Annotated in this window: 23 protein-coding genes; 7 read left to right on the top strand and 16 right to left on the bottom strand. The window is 64.6% G+C overall.

From position 1 onward, the window contains the following. Positions 1 to 2: 2 nt before the first annotated feature. From carB to ACLB1G_RS26405, 4 genes are all read right to left on the bottom strand, one after another. Positions 3 to 3,233: a carbamoyl-phosphate synthase large subunit gene (gene carB, locus ACLB1G_RS26420; protein WP_491630247.1), complete on the bottom strand. Its 3,231-nt coding sequence runs from the start codon at positions 3,231 to 3,233 to the stop codon at positions 3 to 5. Position 3,234: 1 nt separating this feature from the next. After that, entirely contained in the window at positions 3,235 to 4,404 is a 1,170-nt protein-coding gene (gene carA / locus ACLB1G_RS26415) for a glutamine-hydrolyzing carbamoyl-phosphate synthase small subunit (RefSeq protein WP_491630246.1), read from the bottom strand. A 193-nt stretch (positions 4,405 to 4,597) separates the two neighbouring features. Beyond that, a complete protein-coding gene (locus ACLB1G_RS26410) occupies positions 4,598 to 5,008 on the bottom strand; it encodes a heme-binding protein (RefSeq protein WP_491630245.1) in 411 nt (136 codons plus the stop codon). 34 nt (positions 5,009 to 5,042) lie between these two features. Next, positions 5,043 to 5,960 (bottom strand): patatin-like phospholipase family protein, encoded by a 918-nt coding sequence (locus ACLB1G_RS26405; protein ID WP_491630244.1) that lies wholly within the window; start codon positions 5,958 to 5,960, stop codon positions 5,043 to 5,045. A gap of 157 nt (positions 5,961 to 6,117) precedes the next feature. On the opposite strand from ACLB1G_RS26405, the gene ACLB1G_RS26400 reads away from it, so the two are divergent. From ACLB1G_RS26400 to ACLB1G_RS26380, 5 genes are all read left to right on the top strand, one after another. Then, the gene (locus tag ACLB1G_RS26400) at positions 6,118 to 6,747 is read left to right on the top strand and encodes a hypothetical protein (RefSeq protein ID WP_491630243.1); all 630 of its coding nucleotides are present in this window, start codon (positions 6,118 to 6,120) and stop codon (positions 6,745 to 6,747) included. A 90-nt stretch (positions 6,748 to 6,837) separates the two neighbouring features. Continuing rightward, positions 6,838 to 8,133 carry a M24 family metallopeptidase gene (locus tag ACLB1G_RS26395; protein WP_491630242.1) on the top strand — a complete coding sequence of 432 codons (1,296 nt, stop codon included), beginning with the start codon at positions 6,838 to 6,840 and terminating at the stop codon, positions 8,131 to 8,133. Between the two features lie 145 nt (positions 8,134 to 8,278). Beyond that, complete coding sequence (locus tag ACLB1G_RS26390) at positions 8,279 to 9,076, top strand: MipA/OmpV family protein (RefSeq protein ID WP_491630241.1); 798 nt, start codon at positions 8,279 to 8,281, stop codon at positions 9,074 to 9,076. A 74-nt stretch (positions 9,077 to 9,150) separates the two neighbouring features. Next, on the top strand, positions 9,151 to 9,798 hold the full coding sequence (locus ACLB1G_RS26385) for a suppressor of fused domain protein (RefSeq protein WP_491630240.1): 648 nt from the start codon (positions 9,151 to 9,153) through the stop codon (positions 9,796 to 9,798). Next, complete coding sequence (locus ACLB1G_RS26380; RefSeq protein WP_491630239.1) at positions 9,795 to 10,658, top strand: CPBP family intramembrane glutamic endopeptidase; 864 nt, start codon at positions 9,795 to 9,797, stop codon at positions 10,656 to 10,658. Before ACLB1G_RS26385 ends, ACLB1G_RS26380 begins: the two co-directional genes overlap by 4 nt. 88 nt (positions 10,659 to 10,746) lie before the next feature. On the opposite strand, the gene phoR is transcribed toward ACLB1G_RS26380, so the two are convergent. From phoR to pstS, 7 genes are all read right to left on the bottom strand, one after another. After that, on the bottom strand, positions 10,747 to 12,063 hold the full coding sequence (gene phoR / locus ACLB1G_RS26375) for a phosphate regulon sensor histidine kinase PhoR (protein ID WP_491630238.1): 1,317 nt from the start codon (positions 12,061 to 12,063) through the stop codon (positions 10,747 to 10,749). A gap of 1 nt (position 12,064) precedes the next feature. Beyond that, positions 12,065 to 12,754, bottom strand: a complete 690-nt coding sequence (locus ACLB1G_RS26370; RefSeq protein WP_491630237.1) for a response regulator — start codon at positions 12,752 to 12,754, stop codon at positions 12,065 to 12,067. 30 nt (positions 12,755 to 12,784) lie between these two features. Then, positions 12,785 to 13,495 (bottom strand): phosphate signaling complex protein PhoU, encoded by a 711-nt coding sequence (gene phoU / locus ACLB1G_RS26365; protein WP_491630236.1) that lies wholly within the window; start codon positions 13,493 to 13,495, stop codon positions 12,785 to 12,787. Between the two features lie 134 nt (positions 13,496 to 13,629). Beyond that, positions 13,630 to 14,427 carry a phosphate ABC transporter ATP-binding protein PstB gene (gene pstB, locus ACLB1G_RS26360; protein ID WP_491630235.1) on the bottom strand — a complete coding sequence of 266 codons (798 nt, stop codon included), beginning with the start codon at positions 14,425 to 14,427 and terminating at the stop codon, positions 13,630 to 13,632. 22 nt (positions 14,428 to 14,449) lie between these two features. After that, on the bottom strand, positions 14,450 to 15,337 hold the full coding sequence (gene pstA / locus ACLB1G_RS26355) for a phosphate ABC transporter permease PstA (protein ID WP_491630234.1): 888 nt from the start codon (positions 15,335 to 15,337) through the stop codon (positions 14,450 to 14,452). After that, a complete protein-coding gene (gene pstC, locus ACLB1G_RS26350; protein ID WP_491630233.1) occupies positions 15,334 to 16,332 on the bottom strand; it encodes a phosphate ABC transporter permease subunit PstC in 999 nt (332 codons plus the stop codon). Before pstC ends, pstA begins: the two co-directional genes overlap by 4 nt. Before the next feature lie 148 nt (positions 16,333 to 16,480). Continuing rightward, positions 16,481 to 17,527, bottom strand: coding sequence for a phosphate ABC transporter substrate-binding protein PstS (gene pstS, locus ACLB1G_RS26345; RefSeq protein WP_491630232.1), 1,047 nt, complete (start codon positions 17,525 to 17,527; stop codon positions 16,481 to 16,483). A gap of 286 nt (positions 17,528 to 17,813) precedes the next feature. Between pstS and ppk1 the strand changes: the two genes are divergently transcribed. Together ppk1 and ACLB1G_RS26335 are read left to right on the top strand one after the other, a co-directional pair. Continuing rightward, complete coding sequence (gene ppk1, locus ACLB1G_RS26340; protein ID WP_491630231.1) at positions 17,814 to 19,907, top strand: polyphosphate kinase 1; 2,094 nt, start codon at positions 17,814 to 17,816, stop codon at positions 19,905 to 19,907. Positions 19,908 to 19,944: 37 nt separating this feature from the next. Next, a complete protein-coding gene (locus ACLB1G_RS26335; RefSeq protein WP_491630230.1) occupies positions 19,945 to 20,412 on the top strand; it encodes a SixA phosphatase family protein in 468 nt (155 codons plus the stop codon). Between the two features lie 280 nt (positions 20,413 to 20,692). Here ACLB1G_RS26335 and ACLB1G_RS26330 read toward each other — a convergent pair whose 3' ends face one another. The 5 genes from ACLB1G_RS26330 to alr all read right to left on the bottom strand — a co-directional run bounded on the left by ACLB1G_RS26330 (position 20,693) and on the right by alr (position 26,331). Beyond that, a complete protein-coding gene (locus ACLB1G_RS26330; RefSeq protein ID WP_491630229.1) occupies positions 20,693 to 21,802 on the bottom strand; it encodes a polyamine ABC transporter substrate-binding protein in 1,110 nt (369 codons plus the stop codon). Between the two features lie 184 nt (positions 21,803 to 21,986). Continuing rightward, entirely contained in the window at positions 21,987 to 23,339 is a 1,353-nt protein-coding gene (gene fliD / locus ACLB1G_RS26325) for a flagellar filament capping protein FliD (protein ID WP_491630228.1), read from the bottom strand. Positions 23,340 to 23,412: 73 nt separating this feature from the next. Continuing rightward, positions 23,413 to 23,733 carry a PilZ domain-containing protein gene (locus tag ACLB1G_RS26320; RefSeq protein WP_491630227.1) on the bottom strand — a complete coding sequence of 107 codons (321 nt, stop codon included), beginning with the start codon at positions 23,731 to 23,733 and terminating at the stop codon, positions 23,413 to 23,415. Between the two features lie 113 nt (positions 23,734 to 23,846). Further along, positions 23,847 to 25,223, bottom strand: coding sequence for a DNA repair protein RadA (radA, locus tag ACLB1G_RS26315; RefSeq protein WP_491630226.1), 1,377 nt, complete (start codon positions 25,221 to 25,223; stop codon positions 23,847 to 23,849). Positions 25,224 to 25,227: 4 nt separating this feature from the next. Beyond that, complete coding sequence (alr, locus tag ACLB1G_RS26310; protein WP_491630225.1) at positions 25,228 to 26,331, bottom strand: alanine racemase; 1,104 nt, start codon at positions 26,329 to 26,331, stop codon at positions 25,228 to 25,230. Between the last annotated feature and the right edge of the window lie 83 nt (positions 26,332 to 26,414).

Here is a 26,414-nt window from a genome sequence, read left to right as displayed (position 1 = left end):
GCTTAGTGTAAGGTTTTATGCAGCCCTTGTAAATCGTACACTTGCAATTCGTCCAGATGGCGTATGCCTTCCACCGCCGCCTCGGCGCCGGCAATGGTGGTGTAGGTGGTCACGCGCGCGGCCAGCGACGAAGTGCGGATGGCGCGCGAATCGACGATGGCGTTGCGCTTTTCCTCGACCGTGTTGATGACCAGGACGATTTCGTGGTTCTTGATCATGTCCACGATGTGGGGACGGCCCTCGACCACCTTGTTGACCGCGGTCACCGGCAGGCCAGCTGCGGAGATCACGGCGGCCGTGCCCTTGGTGGCGGCCAGGGTGAAGCCCATCTCGACCAGGTCGCGCGCCACCTTCACGGCGCGCGGCTTGTCCGACGCTTTCACGGATAGGAACACCTTGCCCGACTTGGGCAGCTTGACGCCGGCGCCCAGCTGCGACTTGACGAAGGCTTCGCCGAAGGTCTTGCCGACACCCATGACTTCACCAGTGGATTTCATCTCGGGGCCGAGGATGGTGTCCACGCCCGGGAATTTCACGAACGGGAACACGGCTTCCTTGACGCTGTAGTAAGGCGGCACCACTTCGGTGGTGATGCCCTGCTCGGCCAGCTTCTGGCCCACCATGCAGCGCGCCGCGATCTTGGCCAGCTGCAGGCCGGTGGCCTTGGATACGTAAGGCACGGTGCGCGAAGCGCGCGGGTTCACTTCCAGCACGTACACGACGTCCCGCAGTTGACCATCGATATCCTGTTTTTGTATCGCGAACTGCACGTTCATCAGGCCGACCACGTTCAGGCCCTTGGCCATCAGCGAAGTCTGGCGTTTCAGTTCGGCGATGGTGTCCTGCGACAGCGAATACGGCGGCAGCGAGCAGGCCGAGTCGCCCGAGTGCACGCCGGCCTGTTCGATGTGCTCCATCACGCCGCCAATGAAGGTGGTCTCGCCATCGCTGATGCAATCGACGTCGCACTCGATGGCGTCGTTCAGGAAGCGATCCAGCAGCACCGGCGAATCGTTGGACACTTTCACCGCTTCGCGCATGTAGCGTTCCAGGTCTCGCTGCTCGTGCACGATTTCCATGGCGCGGCCGCCCAGCACGTAGGAAGGACGGACCACCAGCGGGTAGCCGATTTCCTGCGCCAGCGCCAGCGCTTCCGGCTCGGTGCGGGCGGTGCGGTTGGGCGGCTGGCGCAGGCCCAGGTCCTGCAGCAGCTTCTGGAAGCGCTCGCGGTCTTCGGCCGCGTCTATCATGTCGGGCGAGGTGCCGATGATGGGCACGCCGTTGGCCTCCAGGTCCAGCGCCAGTTTCAGCGGGGTCTGGCCGCCGTACTGCACGATCACGCCTACCGGTTTTTCCAGCTCGACGATTTCCAGCACGTCTTCCAGGGTCAGCGACTCGAAGTACAGGCGGTCGGAGGTGTCATAGTCGGTCGACACGGTTTCGGGATTGCAGTTGACCATGATGGTCTCATAGCCATCCTCGCGCATGGCCAGCGCGGCGTGCACGCAGCAGTAGTCGAATTCGATACCCTGGCCGATGCGGTTGGGGCCACCGCCCAGCACCATGATCTTCTTCTTGTCGGTCGGGTTGGACTCGCATTCCTCGTCGTAGGTCGAGTACATGTAGGCCGTGTTGGTGGCAAATTCGGCGGCGCAGGTGTCGACCCGCTTGTAGACCGGACGGATGCCCAGCGCGTGGCGGTACTTGCGCACCTCGGCCGGCGTGGTCTGCAGCAGGAAGGCCAGGCGGCGGTCCGAGAAGCCCTTCTGTTTCAGCTTGTACAGGGTGGTCTTGTCCAGCTGCTCCAGCTTCTGGGTGTCCATCCACAGTTCCAGGTCCACGATCTCCTTGATCTGGATCAGGAACCAGATATCGATCTTGGTCAGCTGGTGCACTTCCTCCAGGGTGAAGCCCTGGGCGAAGGCGTCGCCCACGTACCAGATGCGCTCCGGACCCGGCTCGCCCAGTTCTTCCTCGATTTTTTCGCGGTCCTTGGTTTTTTCGTTCAGGCCGTCCACGCCCACTTCCAGGCCGCGCAGGGCTTTCTGGAACGATTCCTGGAAGGTGCGGCCGATCGCCATCACCTCGCCCACGGATTTCATCTGGGTGGTCAGGTGGTGGTCGGCGGTCGGGAATTTTTCAAACGTGAAGCGCGGGATCTTGGTGACCACGTAGTCGATCGACGGTTCGAACGAGGCCGGGGTCTGGCCGCCGGTGATCTCGTTGCGCAGCTCGTCCAGGGTGAAGCCCACGGCCAGCTTGGCCGCCACCTTGGCGATAGGGAAGCCGGTGGCTTTCGAGGCCAGCGCCGAGGAACGCGACACGCGCGGATTCATCTCGATCACGATCATGCGGCCGTCTTTCGGGTTGATCGAGAACTGCACGTTGGAGCCGCCGGTGTCCACGCCGATCTCGCGCAGCACCGCCAGCGAGGCGTTGCGCATGATCTGGTATTCCTTGTCGGTCAGGGTCTGCGCCGGGGCCACGGTGATGGAGTCGCCGGTGTGCACGCCCATCGGGTCCAGGTTCTCGATCGAGCAGATGATGATGCAGTTGTCCGCCTTGTCGCGCACCACTTCCATCTCGTACTCTTTCCAGCCCAGCAGCGATTCCTCGATCAGCAGCTCATTGGTGGGCGAGGCTTCCAGGCCGCGCTTGCAGATGGCTTCGAATTCTTCCTCGTTGTAGGCGATGCCGCCGCCGCTGCCGCCCATGGTGAAGGACGGGCGGATGATGGTCGGGAAGCCGACGTCGCGCTGCACGGCCCAGGCCTCGTCCATCGAGTGGGCGATGCCGGAACGGGCCGAACCCAGGCCGATCTTGGTCATGGCGTCCTTGAACTTGGCGCGGTCCTCGGCCTTGTCGATGGCTTCCGGGGTGGCGCCGATCAGCTCGACCTTGTACTTGTCCAGCACGCCGTTGCGGTGCAGGTCCAGCGCGCAGTTCAGCGCGGTCTGGCCGCCCATGGTGGGCAGGATGGCGTCCGGCTGCTCCTTGGCGATGATCTTCTCGACCACTTGCCAGGTGATGGGCTCGATGTAGGTGACATCGGCCATCTCGGGGTCGGTCATGATGGTGGCCGGATTGCTGTTGACCAGGATGACCTTGTAGCCTTCCTCGCGCAGGGCCTTGCAGGCCTGGGCGCCGGAATAGTCGAACTCGCAGGCCTGGCCGATGATGATGGGGCCGGCGCCGATAATCAGAATACTTTTAATGTCAGAACGTTTTGGCATCTTATTTTTTCTCCGTTGCTTCCATCAGGCCGATGAAGCGGTCAAACAGGTAAGCGACGTCAGTCGGGCCGGGCGAGGCTTCCGGGTGGCCCTGGAAGCAGAAGGCCGGGGTGTCGGTGCGGGCGAAGCCCTGCAGCGAACCGTCGAACAGCGATACGTGGGTCACGCGGCAGTTGGCCGGCAGGGTGGCGGGATCGACCGCGAAACCGTGGTTCTGCGAAGTGATCATCACCTTTTTCGAGTCCAGGTCCTGCACCGGGTGGTTGGCGCCGTGGTGGCCGAATTTCATCTTCAGGGTCTTGGCGCCCGAGGCCAGGCCCATGATCTGGTGGCCCAGGCAGATGCCGAACAGCGGGATGCGCTTTTCCATGAAGACCTTGGCGGCGGCAATCGCGTAGTCGCACGGTTCCGGGTCGCCGGGGCCGTTGGACAGGAACACGCCGTCCGGATTGAGGGCCAGCACTTCCTCTGCCGTGGTCTGGGCCGGCACCACGGTGACCTTGCAGCCGCGCTCGGTCAGCATGCGCAGGATGTTGCGCTTGACGCCGTAGTCATAGGCCACCACGTGGAATTTCACGTCCGCGTCGGCCAGCTTGCCGTAGCCCTCGCCCAGCTTCCACTCAGTTTCCGTGAATGCGTATTTGTCCTTGACCGTCACCACCTTGGCCAGGTCCATGCCGGACAGGCCGGGGAAGGAGCGCGCCAGTTCCAGCGCCTGCGCGGTGGACGGCTCGTTGCCCTGGGTGCCGACCAGGATGGCGCCGGACTGGGCGCCCTTCTCGCGCAGGATGCGGGTCAGCTTGCGCGTGTCGATGCCAGCGATGGCCACGATGTTTTCGGCCTTCAGGTAGTCCGACAGCGATTGGGTGGAGCGGAAATTCGAGGCGATCAGCGGCAGGTCGCGGATGATCAGGCCGGCGGCGTGCACCCTGGACGCTTCCACGTCTTCCGGGTTGATGCCGTAGTTGCCGATGTGCGGATAGGTCAGGGTGACGATCTGGCGGCTGTAGCTGGGATCGGTCAGGATCTCCTGGTAGCCGGTAATGGACGTGTTAAACACCACCTCGCCAGTCGTATGACCGGCGGCGCCGATGGAAACACCTTTGAAGACGGTGCCGTCAGCGAGCACGAGGATGGCTGGAACGGCAGGGCCAGAAAAAAATGGCGGCAAGGGCAACTCCTGATAAAGTTACCGTAGCTGCGCCACGTCAGACGAACGCCGCGAGCGGCCGGGCGGTTTGCTGCGCCCGGGTGCGGAGATCAGATTGAAGATGGGATGAGGTGGTAGTCGCTACGGTAGATGTGATTTGGCTAAACCTTTGAATTATAACCAAATCTGCCCCGCTTGGCAATAGATCCGCGCCTTAAAACAGCGCCGCGATGCCGGCCTTGGCGATCTGCGCATCCTCGGCCGATTTCACGCCCGACACGCCCACCGCGCCGACCACGTGGCCGTCGACGATGATGGGCACGCCGCCTTCCAGCATGCCGTCGGCCATGGGCGACGGCGCCGTCAGGAAGGCGGTGCGGCCATTGTTGATGATGTCTTCATAGATCTTGGATTCGCGCCGGCCCAGGGCCGACACGCGCGCCTTGGCCGGCGCGATGTGCGAGGACAACGGCGCGGCGCCATCCTGGCGCTGCAGCCACAGCAGGTGGCCGCCATCGTCCACGATGGCGATCACCACCGCCCACTTGTTGGCCACGGCTTCCGCTTCGGCGGCGGCGGCAATTTTCTTCACGTCTTCCAAGGTCAGTACTGGTTTGGTTTGCATGGTGGTTCCCGGGTTAAGAGGTGCACATTGTAAGTTACTGGCGGCGCAGGGCTTCGAGTTTTTGTTTCAGCTGCGGCATCACGGCGAAAGCGGCCTGCTCGCCGGCCAGGATGGCCTGGTTGCGGCCATTGAAATCGTTGCTGGCCATCTTGCCCAGGGCCGGCTGTATCACCACGTCGGCCTCTTTCAGCTCGTACTGGTTGATGCGCTGGCCCATGATGCTGAAGGTTTGCATCAGCACGTCCAGCGAACTGACCGTGGCCTGCACGTCAGCCTGGGTCGAAATATTCACCGCAATGACGAATTCGGCGCCCATTTCGCGCGTGTAGCGCACCGGCACCGGCGCCACCAGGCCGCCATCGACATAGCTCTTGCCGTTGATGACCACCGGCTGGAACACGCTGGGCACGGCCGAGGAGGCGCGCACCGCCATCCCGGTATTGCCGCGCTGAAACAGGATGGCCTGGCCGGTTTTCAGGTCGGTGGCCACCGCGCCGAACGGGATCTTCAGCTTTTCCATGGGCTGGTTGTTGACCACCTTGTTGACCCAGGCCTGCAGCGCCTCGCCCTTGAGAACGCCGGTGCTCTTGCCGAACAGCGGCAGGGCCCAGTCGGAAATCGAGGCCTCGTCCATTTCCATGGCCATTTTTTGCAGCTGGAAGCCGGAATTGCCGGCCGCGTACATGGCGCCCACCACGCTGCCGGCCGAGGTGCCGACCACGTAGTCCGGGTAGATGCCTTGCGACTCCAGCGCCTTGATCACGCCGATGTGGGCAAAGCCGCGCGCGGCGCCGCCGCCCAGCGCCAGGCCGATCTTCACCTTGCGCGGCGGCAGAGGGGCGGCGCTCACCGGCGTGGCGGCCGGGGTTTCGTTGACGGGAACGGTTTTACAGCCTGCCAGGGCGGCGCCCAGGGCTGCCAGCAGGATCAGGGAACGGCGGCGTGCTTGCATGACGATAAGGTAGTGGGAAGTCGCCAGCGATTGTAACTGAATTGCCGGGCCGGCCTGGAGGCACAGGCAATGTAACCTTTTGTATCATTGTGTAAAAGACTCAACGCCTTCGCGCGCAACGCTAAAATGCTCGTTTTTGTCCCGCCGCCCACCGCAGATGAAAACCGCGCCACGCCTGAGTTGCCTGCTGATTTGCCTGCCGAGCTGCCTGGCCGGCGTAGCTGCGCTGGCCGCGCCGGTCACCGTGGTGACGCCGGTCTTCAGCCAGGTGGTGGCCTATACCCTGCCGCCCGGCTTCAAGACCGTGTTCGAAAGCACAAGCGGGCCCAACTACGTGCGTGAATCGGTGCCGGTGGGCGAAAGCGAGAAGCGCTGGACCCAGATGATCACCCTGACCGGGGCCCGCAACGGCACGGCGGCCGGGGGCGTCACGCCGCGCAAGTTCGCCGAATTCCTGGGCGCCGGCTTCCAGCGCGCCTGCCCGTCCAGCTACAGCGGGCGCGGCGTGGGCGAGCTGAAACTGGCCGGACGCGATGCTTACGCCCTCTTGGTCAGCTGCGGCACCGCGCCGGGCGGCGACAGCGAGACCGCCATCATCGCCGCCATCAAGGGCGACAAGGATTACTACACCCTGCAGTGGGCCGAGCGCGGCCCGGCCTCCGCCACCCCGCTGGAGCTGGACCCCGCCAAATGGAGCGAGCGCCTGGGCAAGCTGGCGCCGGTCAAGCTGTGCCCCATCGTCCCGGGCGAAAACCAGCCCTACCCCAGCTGCCTGAAGAGCAAATAAAGGCGGCAACAAGGGCCAACAACGCTGATTGACAGGCTGGCAAGAAGCAAGCAAGATCATCCGCTATCCAACACAACAGGGGCGCGGAACATGATGAAACGACTGCTTTTGCTGGCGGCGCTGCTGTGCGCGGCGGCGGCCCAATCCCAGGTACTGCCCGTACGCGAACAGGCGCGCGTCGTCAACGAACTGCTGGACGAGCGGCTGAACACCCTGCTGCCCGCGCTGATGGAGCAGACCGGCATCGACATGTGGGTAGTGGTCTCGCGCGAGTACAACGAAGATCCCGTCATGAAGACGCTGCTGCCGGCCGAATGGCTGGGCGCACGGCGCCGTACCATCCTGGTCTTCTATCGCGGCAAGGACCAATTCGAGAAGCTGGCCGTGGCGCGCTACGCGGTCGGCAAATCCATCGCCCCGGCCTGGGATATCAAGGCATTCCCCAACCAGTGGGACGCCCTGGCGGACCTGGTCCGTACGCGCCAACCGCACCGGATAGGCGTCAACATCTCGCGCCACTTCAACCACGCCGACGGCCTCGATCACACCGACTACACCGAACTGCTGGCCGCGCTGCCGGCCGAGTACCGGGACAAGGTGGAGTCGGCCGAGCCGCTGGCGGTGCGCTGGCTGGAAACGCGCACCGCGCGCGAGATGCAGATCTACCCCCAGCTGGTGCGCGCCACCCACGCCATCATTGCCGAGGGCTTTTCGGAACGGGTCATCACGCCCGGCGTCACCACCGCCGACGACGTGGTGTGGTGGTTCCGCCAGAAGATACGCGACCTGGGCTACGACACCTGGTTCCATCCCTCGGTGGAGATCCAGCGCCAGGGCGGCGCAGCCTCGCAGGTAATACAGCCGGGCGACCTGCTCCATGTGGACATCGGCATCACCTACCTGCGCCTGAACACCGATGTGCAGCAGCACGCCTACGTCCTCAAGCCCGGCGAGACCGAGGCCCCGGCCGATCTGCGCGCCGCCCTGGCACAGGCCAACCGCCTGCAGGACATCCTGACCGCCCAGTTCCGGCAGGGCCGCAGCGGCAACCAGGTCCTGGCGGCGGCGCTGGCGCAGGCCCGCGCCGAGGGCATCGCGCCCACCATCTACACCCATCCCATCGGCTACCACGGCCATGCGGCCGGTCCCGCCATCGGCATGTGGGACATGCAGGGCGGGGTGCCAGGCGCCGGCGACGAGCTGCTGCGCCCGCGCACCGCCTATTCTATAGAGCTGAACGCCGCCACCACCCTGCCCGGCTGGCAGGAACCGCTGCGCATCATGCTGGAGGAGGATGCGTATTTCGACGGCGCCGCCGTGCGCTATATCGGCGGACGGCAACAACAGCTGCTGCTGGTGCCGCGCGCCCGCGCCGAAGTCCGATAGGACGGCACCGGACATCGCGCACGGCGGTACTTCGGAGGCGGCGGTGGTGAAACTGGCTTAATATTGCGACACTGCGCAGCGTTCAACGCTGGGCTATTGATAAAGCGCCAGCGGAACCCGGTCCCACCACTACAAGGATAACCGCATGCGCCGCTCCCACTTGCCTGCCGCCCTCGCCATGGGCGTGCTTGCCCTGCCCTTCCTGTCCTTCCTGCCCGCCCACGCCGCCGATGCGCCCGAGGCCACCGACACCACGGTGGCCGGCCTGGGCCTGGCCTACCTGCCGGAGTATGCCGGCGCCGACAAGTCGCGCCTAGTGCCGGTGCCCATGCTGGAGAAAAGCTATGCCAACGGCTTCTTCCTCAGCACCATGCGCGGCATAGGCTACCAGGCCAGGGTGGATGGCTTCAACCTGAGCGCCGCGCTGGCGTACGGCGGCGTACGCGAGGACCACAAGCGCAGCTACCTGTCCGGCTCGGACGCCCTGCGCGGCATGGGCAAGGTGGAGGGCGCGGCGCAGCTGGTGCTGAACGCCAGCTACCAGGCAGGCCCGCTGGAGCTGAGCCTGGGCACCACCCAGAACATCAACCACAGGGAGAACGGCGCCACCTACAGCGCCGGCCTGTCGGCGCCGCTGTACCGCAGCGCCACCGACCAGGTGGGCGTCGGGTTGTCGGCGCTGTACGGCGACGGCAAGCACGCGCAAACCTACTTCGGCGTGACGGCCGCGCAAAGCGCCCGCTCCGGCTACCGCGCCTACAGCGCCGGCGGCGGCCTGGAAAACCTCACGCTGGCGCTGAACTGGGATCACGCCATCGACAAGAACTGGTCGCTGCGCGGCGCCGCCGGAGTGACGCACCTCACCGGCGACGCCGCCGACAGCCCGCTCACCAAGCGCAAGACCTCGCCCCTGGTGATGCTGGGCTTCGGCTACAAGTTCTGATCCTGACGGGAATGGCATCGGCTATCATGTGAGCCCTGCGGCGCCGCGCGGCGCCGACCTCACCCAAGGAAGCCATGAGTACCCCGGAAGCACACGCCATCTCGGCCCATATCGAAAGCCATCTCGGGCCGATTTCCACTGTTTTATACGAGACCGCGTCGGACACCATCGTGCTCGATGTGCACGTGGTCGCGCCCAACGAACGCTCGCCGCACCTACGGCTGGTCACCTGCGGCATGAGTTCGCAGAAAATGGCGGTGCCGGACGGCTCCGATGCCCCGGCCTATGCGGAATTGATGATCACCCTGCCCGGCGACTGGCGCACCGACCCCGTATCGCTCGAGGACGAGCGCTGGGCCTGGCCGCTGGCGCTGATCAAGAACCTGGCGCGCCTGCCGCACCGCCACCAGGCCTGGATGGGCATAGGCCACGACATCCCCAACGGCGAGCCGCCCCGGCCCTACAGCCCCGACACCGCGCTGTGCGGCGCGCTGGTGCTGCCGGCCGCCTCGGCCCCGGCGCCGTTCCAGGCGCTGGAGCTGGAAGACGGCAAGCGCATCGCGTTCTACGCCGTGGTGCCGCTGCACGCGGCCGAGATGGAACTGAAGCGCCGCGCCGGCACCGCCAGGCTGCTGCAAGCCTTCGACGCCAAGGGCGTGACCGACCTGGCCGATCCGCAACGCGCCGACGCCAGCGTGAAGAAGAAATGGAGCTTGTGGTGATCCTGGCTTTTGCGCTGCTGGCGCTGGCCCTGTGCGCGCTGTGGCTGCCGCCACTCAAGCTGCGCGGGGCCACGCTGGCGCCGTGGGCGCTGCTGTTCCAGGCCGCCTGCGCAGCGGGCCTGGTGGCAGGCGTGCTCGCTCCGGTGGCGCTGGCCTGGCTGGCCCTGCTGGCCTGCGCCGCCTGGCTGGCCGCGCACAGCGCACAGCAGGCGGTGCGCGTGGCAGCCGGCATCCTTACCGCCGTGCTGGCGCTGGCCCTGGCCATGCACCTGGCGCCCGGCTTCCGCAACCCCATCGTCATCGCCTCCACCGTGCTGTCGCCGGGCGCGGCGCCGTTCCAGCAGTATGCGAACTTCGACAAGGGAGCGGTCGGACTGATCCTGCTGGCCTTCCTGTGCCGGCGCTGCACCTCGGCCGCCGAACTGGCGGGCGTGCTCAAACGCAGCCTGCCGCTGCTGGTCGCCACCCTGCTCGCGGTACTGGGCTTTGCCATGGCCATCGGCTACGTGCGGCCGGACTTCAAGCTTGGCCAGTCGGCCGCCATCTTCCTGGCCACCAACCTGTTCTTCACCGTGATGGCCGAGGAAGCCTTCTTCCGTGGCCTGGTGCAAGGCAGCCTGGCCACCGCCCTGGGCCGCTGGCGCCATGGCGGCCTGCTGGCCGTGGCCTGCTCCGCCCTGCTGTTCGGCCTCGCCCACGCGGGCGGCGGCGCGGCCCTGGTGGCGCTGGCCGGCATCGCGGGCCTGGGCTATGGCTGGGCCGTGCACAAGACCGGGCGCATCGAGGCCGGCATCTTGCTGCACTTCGGCGTCAATGCGCTACACTTCATCTGTTTCACCTATCCCTACCTCGCGCATTAGGAGAGCCGCCGCGCAGCGCCTGCACGACTACGCGACGGCGGCGGACACGGCTTCGCAGCTGATCGCCGGCTGCCGCGCCTGAACCGGATCAGTTCAGCTGCAATTCCGGCTGGCGCGCCGCGATGGCGCTGGGCGGCATGCAGACGATGAAGCTGCTGCCCTGGTCCGGCTCGGACTTGATCTGCAGGGTGCCGCCATGGCGCAGCAGCACGTGCTTGACGATGGCCAGGCCCAGGCCGGTGCCCTGGGTTTCACGCGAACGGCTCTTGTCGACCCGGTAGAAGCGCTCGGTCAGGCGCGAGATGTGCTCCGGGCTGATGCCGATGCCGGTATCCTGCACCACGAACTTGACGCCGCCATCGGGCGCCTTCTTCCACACCAGATGGATCTTGCCGCCGGCCGGCGTGTAGCGCACCGCATTGGACGCCAGGTTGCCGAAGGCCGAATGCAGTTCCTCGAAGTTGCCGGTGATGTCGGGACCGTCGACCTCCAGGGTGATCTCGTGCTTGCCGGCCGACAGGGCCTGGGCGTCGCGGTGCACCTGGCCGACCAGGCGCACCACGTCGACCCGCTCCGGCCGCATGGGGTGGTCCACCGACTCCAGCCGCGACAGGGTCAGCATGTCCTCGATCAGGTGCTGCATGCGGTGGCCCTGCTCCGTCATCAGCTTGAGGTGGGCGCTGCGGGTGGCGGCGTCCAGGTGCTCGGAGGCGGCGATTTCGAGGAAGCCGACGATCACGGTCAGCGGCGTGCGCAGCTCGTGCGAGGCGTTGGCGATGAAGTCGCGCCGCATTTCCTCGATGCGCTGGGTCTCGGTGACGTCGTGCGTGACCAGGATCTGGCGCCGGTTCTCGAACGGGATGATGTGCACGATCAGCTTGCGCTCGCGGAAGCTGATGGTCAGGGGCTGGTCGTAGCGGCCCAGGATGATGTAATCCATGAACTCGGGATTGCGCACCAGGTTGGTCACGCGCATGCCCTTGTCGCGCTCGTTGCTGAGGCCCAGGTGTTTCTCGGCGGCCGGGTTGCACCACTCCAGGAACAGCACGTCGTCCATGATGGCCACGCCGTCCGGCAGCAAATGCATGGCCTGGCGGAAGCGCGCCAGCCATTCGGTCAGCTCGGCCTGGTTTTTCTCGTCGTCGCGACGCATGCGGTACAGGCGCGAGAAGATATTGGTCCATTCGCCCCAGCCGTCCGGCAACTTGGCGCTCTGGGGGTCGTCCAGCCAGCTGGACAGCTGGTACAGATAGGACAGCTGCACCAGCACCAGGCCGCCCATGGCCAGCAGGCCGACCGCCAGCGCCGAGGTCACGCCGAACATCCAGCCCAGCACGGCCACGCCGCCCAGGATCAGTCCCATGCGCAGGGCCACGGGTACCCAGAACACCAGTTTTGGATTCATCTTACTTTTCAGACAGCATGTAGCCCACGCTGCGCACGGTCTTGATCAGGTGCTCGGCCTCCTTCAGGGCCTTGCGCAGGCGCAGCACGTGCACGTCCACCGTGCGTTCCTCGATCACCACGTGATCGCCCCACACCTTGTCCAGCAGCTGGCTGCGCGAGAACACCCGCTCCGGATGGGCCAGCAGGAATTTCAGCAGCTTGTACTCGGCATGGCCGATGTCTATCTTCTGGTCGTTCATGGACACCGTGCAGCTGACCGGATCCAGCGTGATGTTGGCGGCGCGCATGACCGACTGCGCATGCTCCGGGCTCTTGCGCCGCAGCAGGGCCTTGGCGCGCGCCAGCAGCTCGCGCGGCGAGAACGGCTTGGTCACATAGTCGTCGGCGCCGTTGTTCAGGCCCGCCAGCTTGTCCTCTTCCATGCTCTTGGCGGTCAGCATGATGACGGGGATTTCATTGAACTGGCGGTCGCCGCGGATGCGCGCCAGCAGGCGCAGGCCGGTCTGGTCGGGCAGCATCCAGTCCAGGAAGATCAGCTGCGGGGTGCGGGTCTGGATGAAATCCCAGGCTTCGCCGGCGCTGCCGACGGCGCAGCAGTTCCAGCCCGCCTCGCGCAGGGAGAACGTCACCAGCTCGACAATCGCCGGCTCATCTTCAACTATCAGTACTGTGGTTTTATCGGATGCCATGTTGTTTCATACTGCGTTGTTTCTTGTATTTTACTGCTCGGCCTGCTCTTCTTCGGCTGGCGGCGCCGTCTTGGTGTGGCGGATGTCCTTGCCTTCCACCACGTAGATCACGTACTCGGCGATGTTTTTCGCATGGTCGCCGATGCGTTCGATGGCCTTGGCCACCCACAGCGTGTCCAGCGCGGTGGAGATTGTACGCGGATCTTCCATCATGAAGGTGATCAGGTTGCGCATGATGGAGCGGAATTCGTGGTCGATCACGGCGTCCTGGGCGATCAGCTGCAAGGCCTGCTTGCCGTCGTTGCGGGCGAAGGCGTCCAGCGCGTCGTGCAGCAGGTCGCTGGTGTTGGTGGCGATGTTGCGCACCATTTCATAGTGGTTGACGGTGACGGCGCCGCGCGCGTGCAGCTGCTTGGCGGTGCGGGCGATCTTGGTGGCCTCGTCGCCGATGCGCTCCAGGTCGGTGATCACCTTGATGGTGGCCATGATGGTGCGCAGGTCGTTGGCGGCCGGTTGGCGGCGCACGATCAGGTGGCTGCAGGCGTCGTCCAGCGACACTTCCAGCTGGTTGACGGCGTCGTCCTCGCGCATGACGCGGTCGGCGCGCTCGGAATTACCGATGCGGAAGCAGGTCATGGCGTCCAGGAACTGGGTTTCCACGATACCGCCCATCAGCAGCACCTTGGAGCGGATGGCTTCCAGTTCGTTGTCGTATTGTTTGGATGAGTGTTCACCGATCATGCTGCTCTCCGTATTCATTTCAATATTGTGAGAGGTTGTCCCAACTTGAGCGTGGCTAGGCGCTGCGCCGAAGACAGTGCGCCTGCACGGCGAGGCGCTGCAACGACGCCACGGTCATGTTGGGGCGGCCTCGTTTAGCCGAAGCGGCCGGTGATGTAGTCCTGGGTTTCCTTGCGGGCCGGATTCATGAAGATCTGGTCGGTCTCGCCGAATTCCACCAGCTCGCCCAGGTACATATAGGCGGTGTAGTCCGAGCAGCGCGCTGCCTGCTGCATGTTGTGGGTCACAATGGCGATGGTGTAATCCTGCTTCAGTTCGCTGATCAGCTCTTCCACCTTGGAGGTCGAGATCGGGTCCAGCGCCGAGGTCGGCTCGTCCAGCAGCAGCACGTCGGGCTTGACTGCCACGCCGCGCGCGATGCACAGGCGTTGCTGCTGACCGCCGGACAGCGACAGGCCGCTCTTGGTCAGCTTGTCCTTGACTTCGGTCCACAGCGCGGCCTTTTTCAGGGCCCATTCCACGCGCTCGTCCATCTCGCCCTTGGACAGGTCTTCGTACAGGCGCACGCCGAAGGCGATGTTGTCGTAGATCGACATCGGGAACGGGGTGGGCTTCTGGAACACCATGCCGACCTTGGCGCGCAGCATGTTCAAATCCTGGCCGTCGTCCAGGATGTTACGGCCGTGGTACAGGATGGAACCTTCGGCGCGCTGGCCGGGGTACAGGTCGTACATGCGGTTCAGGGTGCGCAGCAGGGTCGACTTGCCGCAGCCGGACGGACCGATAAAGGCCGTCACCTGCTTGTCGTGGATGTCCAGGCTGACGTTGTGCAGGCTCTGGGTCTTGCCGTAGTAGAAGTTCAATCCCGAGATTTCGATGGTCTTGCGTTTGGCCATGGCAGTCGTGCTCTCTTGGGTCAGTTGCGTATTCATGTAAGGGTTCGCTTTGCGGTATTTAGTGCGGGGCTTTCTGGGTGAACACGGTGCGCGACAGGATGTTCAGGCCCAGCACGCTGAAGGTGACCAGCAGGGCGCCGCCCCAGGCCAGTTCGCGCCAGTTGTCGTAGGGGCTCATGGCGAAGCCGTAGATCACCACCGGCAGGTTGGCCATGGGCGCGTTCATGTCGGCGCTGAAGAACTGGTTGTTCAGGGCGGTGAACAGCAGCGGCGCGGTCTCGCCCGAGATGCGGGCCACGGCCAGCAGCACCCCGGTGATGACGCCGGCCTTGACGGCGCGCAGGCGCACCATCATCGCCACCTTCCAGTGCGGGGCGCCCAGGGCGAAAGCGGCTTCCAGCAGGCTGTTGGGCACCAGGCGCAGCATGTTGTCGGTGGTGCGCACCACCACCGGCACCGCGATCAGGGCCAGGGCCAGCGAGCCGGCGTAGCCCGAGTAATGCTTGCTGGTGGCGACCCAGGCCGCCCACACGAACATGCCGATCACGATGGAGGGCGCGGACAGCATGATGTCGGTCACGAAGCGGGTCACGGCGGCGATCTTGTTGTTCTCGCCGTATTCGGCCAGGTAGATGCCGGCCAGGATGCCGATCGGAGTGCTGATCAGGGTCGACAGGCCGACGATCATCAGCGAGCCGACGATGGCGTTCATCAGGCCGCCGCCTTCGCTGCCGGGGGCCGGCGTGGTCTGGGTGAACATGTTCAGGCTGAGGGCGCCGAAGCCCTTCACGGCCAGGGTGATCAGGATCCAGGCCAGCACCAGCAGGCCGACCGACATGGCGGCCACCGACAGCGCGATGCCTATGCGGTGCGTCAGCAGCCGCTTGCGGTAGACCGGGTTGATGGCCGGCTTGGCGCCGTTGCCTTGGGTTGCAGCGATACTCATTTCACGCCTTCCTTGCGGGACATGCCAGCCAGCATCAGCTTGGCGGACGACAGTACGATAAAGGTGATCACGAACAGGATCAGGGCCAGCGCGAACAGCGACGAGGTATGCAGCGGATTGTCGGCTTCGGCGAATTCGTTGGCCAGGGTGGAGGCGATCGAGTTACCGGGAGCGAACAGCGACATCGACAGCTTGTTGGCGTTGCCGATCACGAAGGTCACGGCCATGGTCTCGCCCAGGGCGCGGCCCAGGCCCAGCATGACGCCGCCGACCACGCCGGTCTTGGTGTAGGGCAGCACGATCTTGCGCACCACTTCCCAGCGCGTGCAGCCCAGTCCGTAGGCAGATTCCTTCAGCACGGCCGGCACGATCTCGAACACGTCGCGCATCACCGAGGAAATGAAGGGGATGATCATGACGGCCAGGATCAGGGCGGCGGTCAGGATGCCGATGCCCATGGTCGGGCCCTGGAAGAACTGGCCGAGCAGCGGCACCTGGCCGATGGTGGATTTGAGCAGCGGCTGCACGTAGTCGCCGAACAGCGGCGCGAACACGAACAGGCCCCACATGCCGTAGATGATGGACGGCACGCCGGCCAGCAGTTCCACGGCCGTGCCCAGCGGGCGGCGCAGCGAGGCCGGGCAGATCTCGGTCAGGAACAGGGCGATGCCGAAGCTGACCGGGAAGGCGATCAGCAGCGCGATGCCGGAAGTGACCAGGGTGCCGACGATGGCGATGGCGGCGCCATACTGGTCGTTGACCGGATCCCACTCCACGGTGGTGATGAAGGCCGGGCCGAACTCCTTGAAGGCCGGCCAGGCGCCCACCATCAGCGAGATGATGATGCCGAGCAGCACCGCCAGCACGGACAGGGCGAACAGCAGGGTGGTCTTGTGGAAGAAGAAATCCTGGATACGCTGCTTGCGCATGGTGCGCTGCAGGGCCTGCAGCGCGGCCTGTTCGGCGGCCGTGGCCTGGGCGGTGCTTACATGCATGGCCGGTTCCGGTTTGGGTAGGGGCGTGGAAGTGATATCAGCGCTCATGGGGTGGTCTCGTGGAGGTAGGCTAGCCTGCGACGTCCGTGCGGGCATCGCAGGCTAACCCCCTCGCCTGCCAGGCTGCGGCAGGCGAAGGGAAGCGGGATTAGTAGATGGCCTTGCCCGAGGCGTCTTTCAGGTTGGCTTTCCAGCTATCCTGCACCAGTTTCACGACCGACGGCGGCAGCGGCACGTAGTCCAGTTCGGTGGCAGCGGCGCCGCCGTTCTTGAAGGCCCAGTCGAAGAATTTCACGACTTCCTTGCCTTTGGCGGCGTCAGCCTGCTGCTTGTGCATCAGGATGTAGGACACGCCGGTGATGGGCCAGGAGTTTTTGCCGGCCTGGTCGGTCAGCACCACCGCGAAGCCGGGGGTCTTGGTCCATTCGGCGCTGGCGGCGGCGGCCTTGAAGAACTCGTCATCAGGCTGCAGGAAGTTGCCGTCCTTGTTTTTCAGCTGGGTGTGCGACATCTTGTTTTTCTTGGCATAGGCCCACTCGACGTAGCCGATCGAACCCTTGATGCGCTGCACGTTGGCGGCCACGCCTTCGTTGCCCTTGCCGCCCACGCCCACGGCCCATTTCACGGCGGCGTCGGCGCCGATCTTGGTCTTGAATTCAGGGCTGGTCTTGGACAGGAAGTCGGTGAACAGGAAGGTGGTGCCGGAACCGTCGGCGCGGTGCACCACGGTGATTTCTTCGCCAGGCAGCTTGACGCCAGGGTTCAGGGCGGTGATGGCGGGATCGTTCCACTTGGTGATCTTGCCCAGGTAGATGTCGGCCACGACCGGGCCGGTCAGCTTCAGCTGGCCGGGGGTGACGCCGTCCACGTTGACCACGGTGACCACGCCGCCCATGATGGCGGGGAATTGCATCAGGCCTTCGGCGTCCAGTTCAGCGGCGGGCAGCGGCTTGTCCGAGGCGCCGAAATCGACGGTCTTGGCCTTGATCTGCTTGATGCCGGCGCCCGAGCCCACGGATTGGTAGTTCAGGCCGTTGCCGGTGGCAGCCTTGTAGGTTTCCGCCCATTTCGCGTACACGGGGTACGGGAAGGTAGCGCCGGCGCCCGTCATATCGGCGGCGATGGCGGCCGACGACATGGCCATGACGGCGGTCGCGCTGACTACCAGGGTGGTGAACAGATGTTTCAGTCGCATATCAAGTCCTCTATGTTGACAGGTTAGGATGCTGCGCAGTCTACAACCCGAATATGACATGTTTATGACATGGCCTGAAATTTGACGAAATACCCCGCAAGTCCTTTGTTTACAGCAGTTTAGCCCTGCCTTTGTCATATTCCAGACGTTTGTGACGGCATTTATGACAAGGGTTGTCACCAAGCTGTCATAAATGACCGCTACACTGCGCCCAGCATGAGCAGGACAAACATGCCGGCAGGAAGCGGCTAAAATGACAATATCTGCAACAGTGAACAAGAACACCATGAAGCCTGAGTTACCCGCGGACACAAGTAAACACCACGCTTTTCTGGACCGGGAAATCTCCCAGCTGATGTTCAACCGCCGCGTACTGGCACAAGCGGAAGACCGCACCATCCCCCTGCTGGAACGGCTGCGCTACCTGTGCATCGCCAGCAGCAACCTCGATGAATTCTTTGAAGTGCGCGTGGCCAGCCTGCTGGCGGCCGGCCAGGTGGACGGCGCCCTGGCCACCCACCCTGCCCTGGTGTCCACACTGGCCCGCATTAGCGAGGAATGCCATGCGCTGGTGGCGCACCAGTATGACATCCTGAACCGCGAAATCCTGCCCCAGCTGCAAGCCAACGGCGTGCACCTGGTGCGCCATACCGACCGCAACGAGGCGCAGCGGGCCTGGGTCAAGGAGTATTTCGAGCGCGAGGTGCGCCCGCTGCTCACCCCCATCGGCCTGGACCCGGCCCACCCCTTCCCGCAGGTGATCAACAAGAGCCTGAATTTCATCGTCTCGCTGTCGGGCAAGGACGCCTTCGGGCGCGGCACCGCCATCGCCATCGTCAAGGCGCCGCGCGTGCTGCCGCGCGTGATACGCCTGCCGGACCACTTGTCGAAAAATGGCGGCATTTCCTTTTGCCTGCTGACCTCCATCATCCACGCCCACATTTCCGACCTGTTCTCCGGGCGCGAGGTGATCGGCTATTCGCAATTCCGCGTGACCCGCGACAGCGACCTGTGGGTGGACGAGGATGAGGTGAAAAACCTGCGCCAGGCCTTGAAGGGCGAGCTGCAGGGCCGCCAGTACGGCGCCTCGGTGCGGCTGGAGGTGGCCAAGAATTGCCCGCCCGAGCTGTCTCAATTCCTGCTCGACCAGTTCGGCCTGCACCAGAGCCGCCTGTATGCGGTGGACGGCCCGGTCAACCTGGTGCGGCTGTCGGAAGTCACTGATTACGTCAACAATCCGGCCCTGCGCTTCCCGCCCTTCTTCCCCGGCTCGGCCCAGAAGGCGCCCAGCCAGGATATCTTCGCCGCCCTGCGCGAGAGCGACATCCTGCTGCACCACCCCTACCAGTCGTTCCAGACCGTAATCGACTTCATCCGCGGCGCGGCGCTGGACCCGGCCGTGGTGGCCATCAAGCAGACCATCTACCGCACCGGCATGAACTCGGACCTGATGGAAGCCCTGATCGCGGCCGCCCGCCAGGGCAAGGAAGTGACCGTGATCGTGGAACTGAAGGCGCGCTTCGATGAGGAAGCCAATATCAACTGGGCCGACAAGCTGGAACAGGCCGGCGCCCAGGTGGTGTACGGCGTGGTGGGCCTGAAGACGCACGCCAAGCTGGCCCTGGTGATACGCCGCGAGGAAGGCAGGCTGCGCTGCTACGCCCACCTGGGCACCGGCAACTACCACCCCACCACCACCAAGTTCTACACCGACTTCGGCCTGCTGACCTGCCACCCGCAGCTGAGCCAGGAAGTGAACGAAGTGTTCATCCACCTGACCAGCCTGACCAAGCCGCACAAGCTGACCCATCTCTGGCTGGCGCCGTTCGCGCTGCAAAGCGAGATCATCAAGGCGATCCGCAATGAGGCGCGTATCGCGCGCGCCGGACGCCCGGGACGGATTATTGTTAAAATAAATGCACTGGTGGACGAGTCGGTGATCAAGGCCCTGTACGCCGCCTCCAGGGATGGGGTCAAGATCGACCTGATCGTACGCGGCGCCTGCACCCTGCGTCCCGGCGTGCCCGGCCTGTCGGAGAACATCAAGGTGCGCTCCGTGATCGGGCGCTTCCTGGAACACAGCCGCATTTATTACTTCCGCAATGACCTGGCGCACGACGTGTACCTGGCCAGCGCGGACTGGATGAGCCGCAATCTGTTCCGCCGCATCGAAGTCGCCTTCCCCATCCTGGACAAGGCGCTCAAGCGGCGCGTGATTTCGGAAGGCCTCAACCCTTACCTGAAGGACAACACCAACGCCTGGGAGCTGGAACCGGACGGCCACTACCAGCGCCGCAAGGCGCGCGGCAAGCAGGCCGCCTTCAGCGCCCAGCAGCACCTGATGCAGACCCTGGGCCTGCCCGGGACCGGCATCAGCTGAGCGGGATCTGTTTTCAATGTCAGCCGGGAGAAAAAAGATGGATCTCATACTGTGGCGCCACGCCGAGGCCGAGGAAGTCCAGCCTGGCATGTCGGACCTGGAGCGCGCCCTGACCGCCAAGGGCCAGAAGCAGGCCAGGCGCATGGGGCAGTGGCTCGACAGCCAGCTGCCGGACAGCTGCAAGGTGCTGTGCAGCCCCGCCGTGCGCACCCTGCAGACGGTGGAAGCCCTGGGCCGCAAGTTCAAGATCCATACCGACCTCGCACCCGGTGCCGATCCGCACGACATCCTCAAGGCCGCCAACTGGCCGGGCGGCAAGGATACCGTGCTGATCGTCGGCCACCAGCCCACCCTGGGCCTGACCGCCGCCCTGCTGCTGACCGGCGACGACCTGGAATTCGATATCCGCAAGGCCAGCGCCTGGTGGTTCACCCAGCGCGAACCGGGCAACGCCATGAGCATCTATCTCAAGGCCGTGATGGCGGCAGACCTTGTCGTCAAATAGGCACGGGGCCGCAGGCTGAGCTTGCAAAGAGGCAAGCAGGTGCTAGAGTGAAAGGGTAACAACTCCCGGGGCGGCCACGCTAACGGTGGCCGGATAGTCATGTTCACCTTGCTTACGATGGGTATTTTTGGCGGGATGATCGCACTGGTGGTGTACGAACTGGTGCAGGAAGCCCAAGGCAGCAAACACCGTCTCACCGACCGCTATCACGAATAGCGAACTGCTACGCAAACGTAGCAACGGCGCCTTGCGGGGCGCCGTTGTCGTTTACAGCGGCATCTTATACCCCGGTCTTGAACTTGGTGAAGATACGTGTGATGTTGCGGCGTATGTCGGCCGGCACCGCTTCCGGCGCGGCCATGCGCTGCTTGTCGGCGTCCGGCAGGAACACTTTCTTGTTCTCGGCGATATCCTTGCGCACGTACTTCAGGCTGGCCGAGTTCGGATTGGCATAGAACACCTTGTTGGTCAGGCTGGCGTGCACCTGCGGACGCAGGATGTAGTTGATGAACAGGTGGGCGTTGTTCGGGTGCGGCGCGTCGGCCGGGATGGCCATGGTATCGAACATCAGCGGCGCGCTGGTCTTGGGCACCAGCACCTCGATCACATTGCCATTCTTGGCGTCGATGGCGCGCTGGCGGGCGATGTTGATGTCGCCCGACCAGCCCAGCGCCACGCACACGGCGCCGTTGGCCATGTCATTGATGTAGCCGGAGGAGCTGAACAGGGTGATGTAGGGCCGTACCGACTGCAGCAGCTTGGCCGCCTCCGTGTAGTCGGCCGCCGTTTTCGAATAGGCCGGCTTGCCCAGGTAGAGCAGCGCGGCCGGCAGCACCTCGGACGGCGAATCGAGGAAGGACACGCCGCAGGATTTCACCTTGGCGGCGTACTTGGGATCGAACACCAGGTCCCAGGCATTGTCCGGCATGGGCATATTGCCCAGCGCGGCCTTGACCTTGTTCACGTTGATGCCCACGGTGGTGTAGCCCCACAGCCAGTCGACCAGGTAATCGTTGCTGGGGTCTATCTTGGACAGCTTGGCCTGGATGGTGGGATCGAGGTTGCCCAGGTTGGACAGCTTGGACTTGTCCAGCTTGCGCAGCAGCTTGGCGTCGATCTGCAGCCGGGCCCACGGCGCACTGGGGACCACGATGTCGTAGCCGGACTTGCCCGCCACCAGCTTGGAATTGAGGATCTCGTTGTTGTCAAACAGGTCGTAGCGGACCTTGATCCCGGTTTCCTTCTCGAAGTTCTTGATGGTGTCGTCGGCGATGTAGTCCGACCAGTTGTAGATGTTCAGGACCTTCTCTTCCTGTGCCTGGGCGCCGGCCGACAGGCCCGCCACCATCAGCACCGCAACCAGCAACCTGCCCACACGCTTGCCCGACATAGTCTCTCCCGTATAAGGTTAAATCATCACAGGCGAGATAATCAGGCAAAGCCGCCAGGTTGGCAAGCGCCAGCGCTTTTTTTGAACCCGCTTCACAATGAGCAGGGCTAGGCGTAGCGACGAAGACAGTGCGCCTGCACGGCAAGGAGCTGCAACGACGCCATGGTCATTTTGAAGCGGGTTCTCAGCCTATCATGTCGAATAATGAGCTTACTCCACCGCTGCCACTGGAGCCGCTCTGCGCTTGCTGGGTGTACAGCGCCACCAGGGCGTTGGCCTGGGCCGTCAGGGCCTTGCTCATGGCGGCGCGCTTGGTGGTCAGGGTAGCCAGCTCCTTGCTGGTCGAGGTTTTCTCGCGGCTGATGATGCTGTTATCGGCCGTGAACGCCGCCACCTTGCTGCCCAGCTGGTCGGCCAGGCCCTTGCCGTTGTTGACGAACAAGGTGGCCACCGCCGGCGCGTCGGCTGCCAGCGCGCCCTGCAGCTTTTTCTCGTCCAGCGCCAGGGCGCCGCTGGCGTCCACCGTCACGCCCACCTTGGCCAGGGCCGTCGCATTGGACTTGACCAGCAGGTTCAGCTGGTTGCCGACCTGGTTCAGCGCCGTGTCCGATTGCAGATCGCCCTTCTTCAGGGCCTGCAGCTTGGTGTTCAGTGTATTGTAGGCCGCGATGAAGGATTTCACGCCGTCTCCGGTCTTGCCGCTGTCCTGGCCGATGGCGACCGTGCTCTTGCCGGCAGACGCCAGGGCCAGGGTGACGCCTTCGATGGCGCTGCTGACGGTATTGGTGCCCGAGATGACGGTCTTGCCGTCCACCGTCAGCAGCGCATCCCGGGCGGCCTGCGACTGGACCATGTTCTGTTTGCCGTCCGGGTTATAGGCAAGCGCGTCCTTCAGGGCGGCGTCGCCGCTGACCGTGATGCGCATGCTGTTGTCGGCGCCGCTGGCGCCGGCCAGGGTGAGGGCGTAGCCGTCGCCGCTCTTGACCACGGCCGCGTCCACCCCGGCCGCCTTGAAGGCCGCCGCGATGCCTTCCAGCGTATTGTTGCCGCTATCGAGGGTGATGGTCTTGGCGCTGCCGTTGGGGTCGAAGCTCTTGCCGGCCGTGCCGAATTCGATTTTCACGGTGGTGGCGGTGCCGGCGCCGATGGCGGCATCCTTGGCCGCGAAGCCGTCGCTGGTGAGGAACTGGCCCTGGGCCAGTTGCTGCACGTCCACCGCATAGCTGCCGGCTTTGGCGCTGCCGGTCACCGATGGCGTCAGCACGCTGGCCGCCGAACTGGAGGCGGTGGTGGACAGGCCGCTACCGCTCAAGCCCGCCGCCAGCGACTGGAAGCTGGACAGCGCGCTTTGCAACTGGCCCAGGCCTGACAGCCTGGTCTGGTCGCGTGTGTAGGCCGCGTTCAGCTTGGTGGCGCCGGCGCTTTGCTTGACCAGCTGGGCCTGGACGCGGTTGTAGATCTCGGTGGTGGTGGCCGAGCTGGCGGTGCTGCCGCTGGTGCTGCCGCTGGTGCTGCCGATGATGCTGGTGGTGGCCATGATCTGTCCTTGGAAACGTATCCCTGATTATCTCAACGTTGCCATTTATCCAAAGCACCGAACAGCGCGGTATTTAGCGCAGATATTTGTTGATGGTGGCTGCCGTCGCCAGATCCAGGTTAACGAACAATACACCGATCTTGAACGCGTCGCCGCTGAAGATGCAATAGTTGACCTTGGAACGGCAGGTCAGTATCTGGGCTTTACCCTCAGTAAACAATTCAAACGAAATATTGAGCACCTGTCCCACTTCCAGCTTGTGGTCGAAGCTGATGGACATGCCGCTGGCGCCCAGGTCCAGGGTACGCGCCGGAAACGGTTTCATGCCATCGACGACGATGACAGCCTTGGTGCGCACGATCTTGCGTGCGCCTGACCTTTGATCGACTAACACTTTCCTAACCTCGGTTAAACAATGCGGTGACTATAACCATATTATTCTACCGGGCAATTCATCTTGTTGCAGATCAGAATTTTTGCCCTGGTATCAATCTTACCAAAATATGATTACTGGTGCTCCCGCATGCGGGCAAAGGCATCGTCGATGCGCTCGACCGCGATGATGGTCATGCCCTCGATGGGCTGCTTGGGCGCGTTGGCCTTGGGGATCATGGCCAGCGAGAAGCCCAGCTTGGCGGCCTCGCGCAGCCGCTCCTGGCCGCGCGGCGCCGGGCGTATCTCGCCGGCCAGGCCGACTTCGCCAAACACCACGAAGCCGCGCGGCAGCGCCTTGTTGCGCATCGAGGAATTAATCGCCAGCAGCACCGCCAGGTCGGCCGCCGGTTCCGTGATCTTGACCCCGCCCACCGCATTGATGAACACATCCTGGTCGAAGGCGGCAATGCCGGCGTGGCGGTGCAGCACGGCCAGCAGCATGGCCAGGCGGTTCTGTTCCAGGCCCACCGACAGCCGGCGCGCGTTCGGCAAATGGCTGGCGTCCACCAGGGCCTGGATTTCCACCAGCAGCGGCCGGGTACCCTCCTGGGTCACCATCACGCACGAGCCGGGCACCTGGTTGTCGTGCTGGGACAAGAACAGGGCCGAAGGGTTCGACACCCCTTTCAGCCCGCGCTCGGACATGGCGAACACGCCGATTTCATTGACCGCGCCAAAGCGGTTCTTGATGGCGCGCACCAGCCGGAAACTGGAATGGCTGTCGCCCTCGAAGTACAGCACCGTGTCGACGATGTGCTCCAGCACGCGCGGCCCGGCCAGCGCGCCCTCCTTGGTGACGTGGCCGACCAGGATGATGGTCACCCCGGTCTGCTTGGCGACCCGGGTCAGCTGGGCCGCGCACTCGCGTACCTGGGCCACCGACCCGGGCGCCGAGGTCAGGGCGTCCGAATAAATGGTCTGGATGGAGTCGATCACGGCCACTTCCGGCTTCAGGTCGGCCAGGGTGGCGAGGATTTTCTCCAGCTGGATCTCGGCCTGCAGCTTCAGTTCGCGGGCGTCGATCTGCAGGCGCTTGGCGCGCAGGGCGATCTGGGCGCCGGACTCCTCGCCGCTCACATACAGCGTCTTTTTCAGGTTGGACACATTGGCCAGCGCCTGCAGCAGCAGGGTCGACTTGCCGATGCCGGGGTCGCCGCCGATCAGCACCACGCCGCCTGCCACCAGGCCGCCGCCCAGCACGCGGTCGAATTCCTCGATGCCGGTGCCGAAGCGCGGCACGTCGACCGCCTCGATATCGGCCAGCGACAGCACCGGCGCAGTCTGCGCCAGCGACAAATGCTGGGGCGAGGTGTAGCGGTTGTTGGCGGCCGTCTCGATGGCCGTCTCCAGCATGGTGTTCCACTGCTGGCAGGACGAACACTGGCCGGTCCACTTGCTGCTGATGGCGCCGCACTCGCTGCAGGTGTAATTGGTCTTGGCCTTGGCCATGCGCTCAGCCCTCCACCACGGCCACGCGCGGCGCCAGCGCGCACATCAGCTCGTAGCCTATGGTGCCGGCCGCCTCGGCCACCTCGTCGATGGGCATGCCGCGCCCCCACAGCACCACCTTGCTGCCCACGGTGGCCTGCGGTATGTCGGTCAGGTCCACGGTCAGCATGTCCATGGACACGCGGCCGACCAGGCGGGTGCGCACGCCGTCCACCAGGATGGGCGTACCCAGCGGGGCGTGGCGCGGATAGCCGTCCGCATAGCCGCAGGCCACCACGCCCACCCGCATGGGCGCGTCGGCCTGGAAGCGGCTGCCGTAGCCGACACAATCGCCCGCCACCAGTTCCTGTACGCCGATAATCTCGCTGGCCAGGGTCATGGTGGGCTGCAGGCCGAATTCCTCGGCCGGCTGGCCGCCCGGCGAGCCGCCGTACAGCATGATGCCGGGGCGCACCCAGTCGTTGCGCAGCAAACCGTCCAGTTCGCGCTCGTGCAGCACGCCGGCCGAATTGGACAGGCTGCGCGCGCCGGGCAGGCCGGCCGCGCCTTGCTCAAAGCGGCGGATCTGCTCGCGCAGCGGCAGCAGCGGATGGGCGGCGGCGTCGGCGTTGGCGAAGTGGGTCATCAGGGTGATCTCGCCGACGCAGGGGATGGCGCGCAGGCGGGCGTGGGCGGCGGCAAACCCGGACGGCAGAAAGCCCAGCCGGTTCATGCCGGTATTCATTTTCAGGTGCAGGTCCAGCTTGATGCCGCGCGCGGTAAAGTCGGCCGCCACCGCATCCAGCCAGTCCATTTGCTGGTAGCAATGAACGGCGGCCTGGATGCGGTGTGCCGCCATGTCCTGCAAATCGTGGGTATCGAAGAAACCCTCTAATAATAAGATGGGCTTGGTCCAGCCCAGTTCGCGCAGGCGCACGGCGCTGTCGGGCTCGACCAGGGCCAAGCCATCGGCGTCGGCAAAGCCGCGCATGGCGCGCTCCAGTCCATGGCCATAGCCGTTGGCCTTGACCACGGCCCACGCCCTGGCGCCCGGCGAGCAGGCGCGCACCCGGGCCAGGTTGCGTTGCATGGAGTCGAGATGGATGGTTGCAAATATCGGCCGTGGCATAAGGTTACTCGATGAAGACAGGAAGCGGGTATTTTACCGGAGCGCCCACGGCTGGCGCAGGCTGGTCCAGCGCATTGAGGCAC

Source organism: Duganella kummerowiae (genome assembly GCF_053572355.1).
Note: the sequence above shows the minus strand (reverse complement) of the source record. Positions and strands in the feature narration are given on the sequence as shown.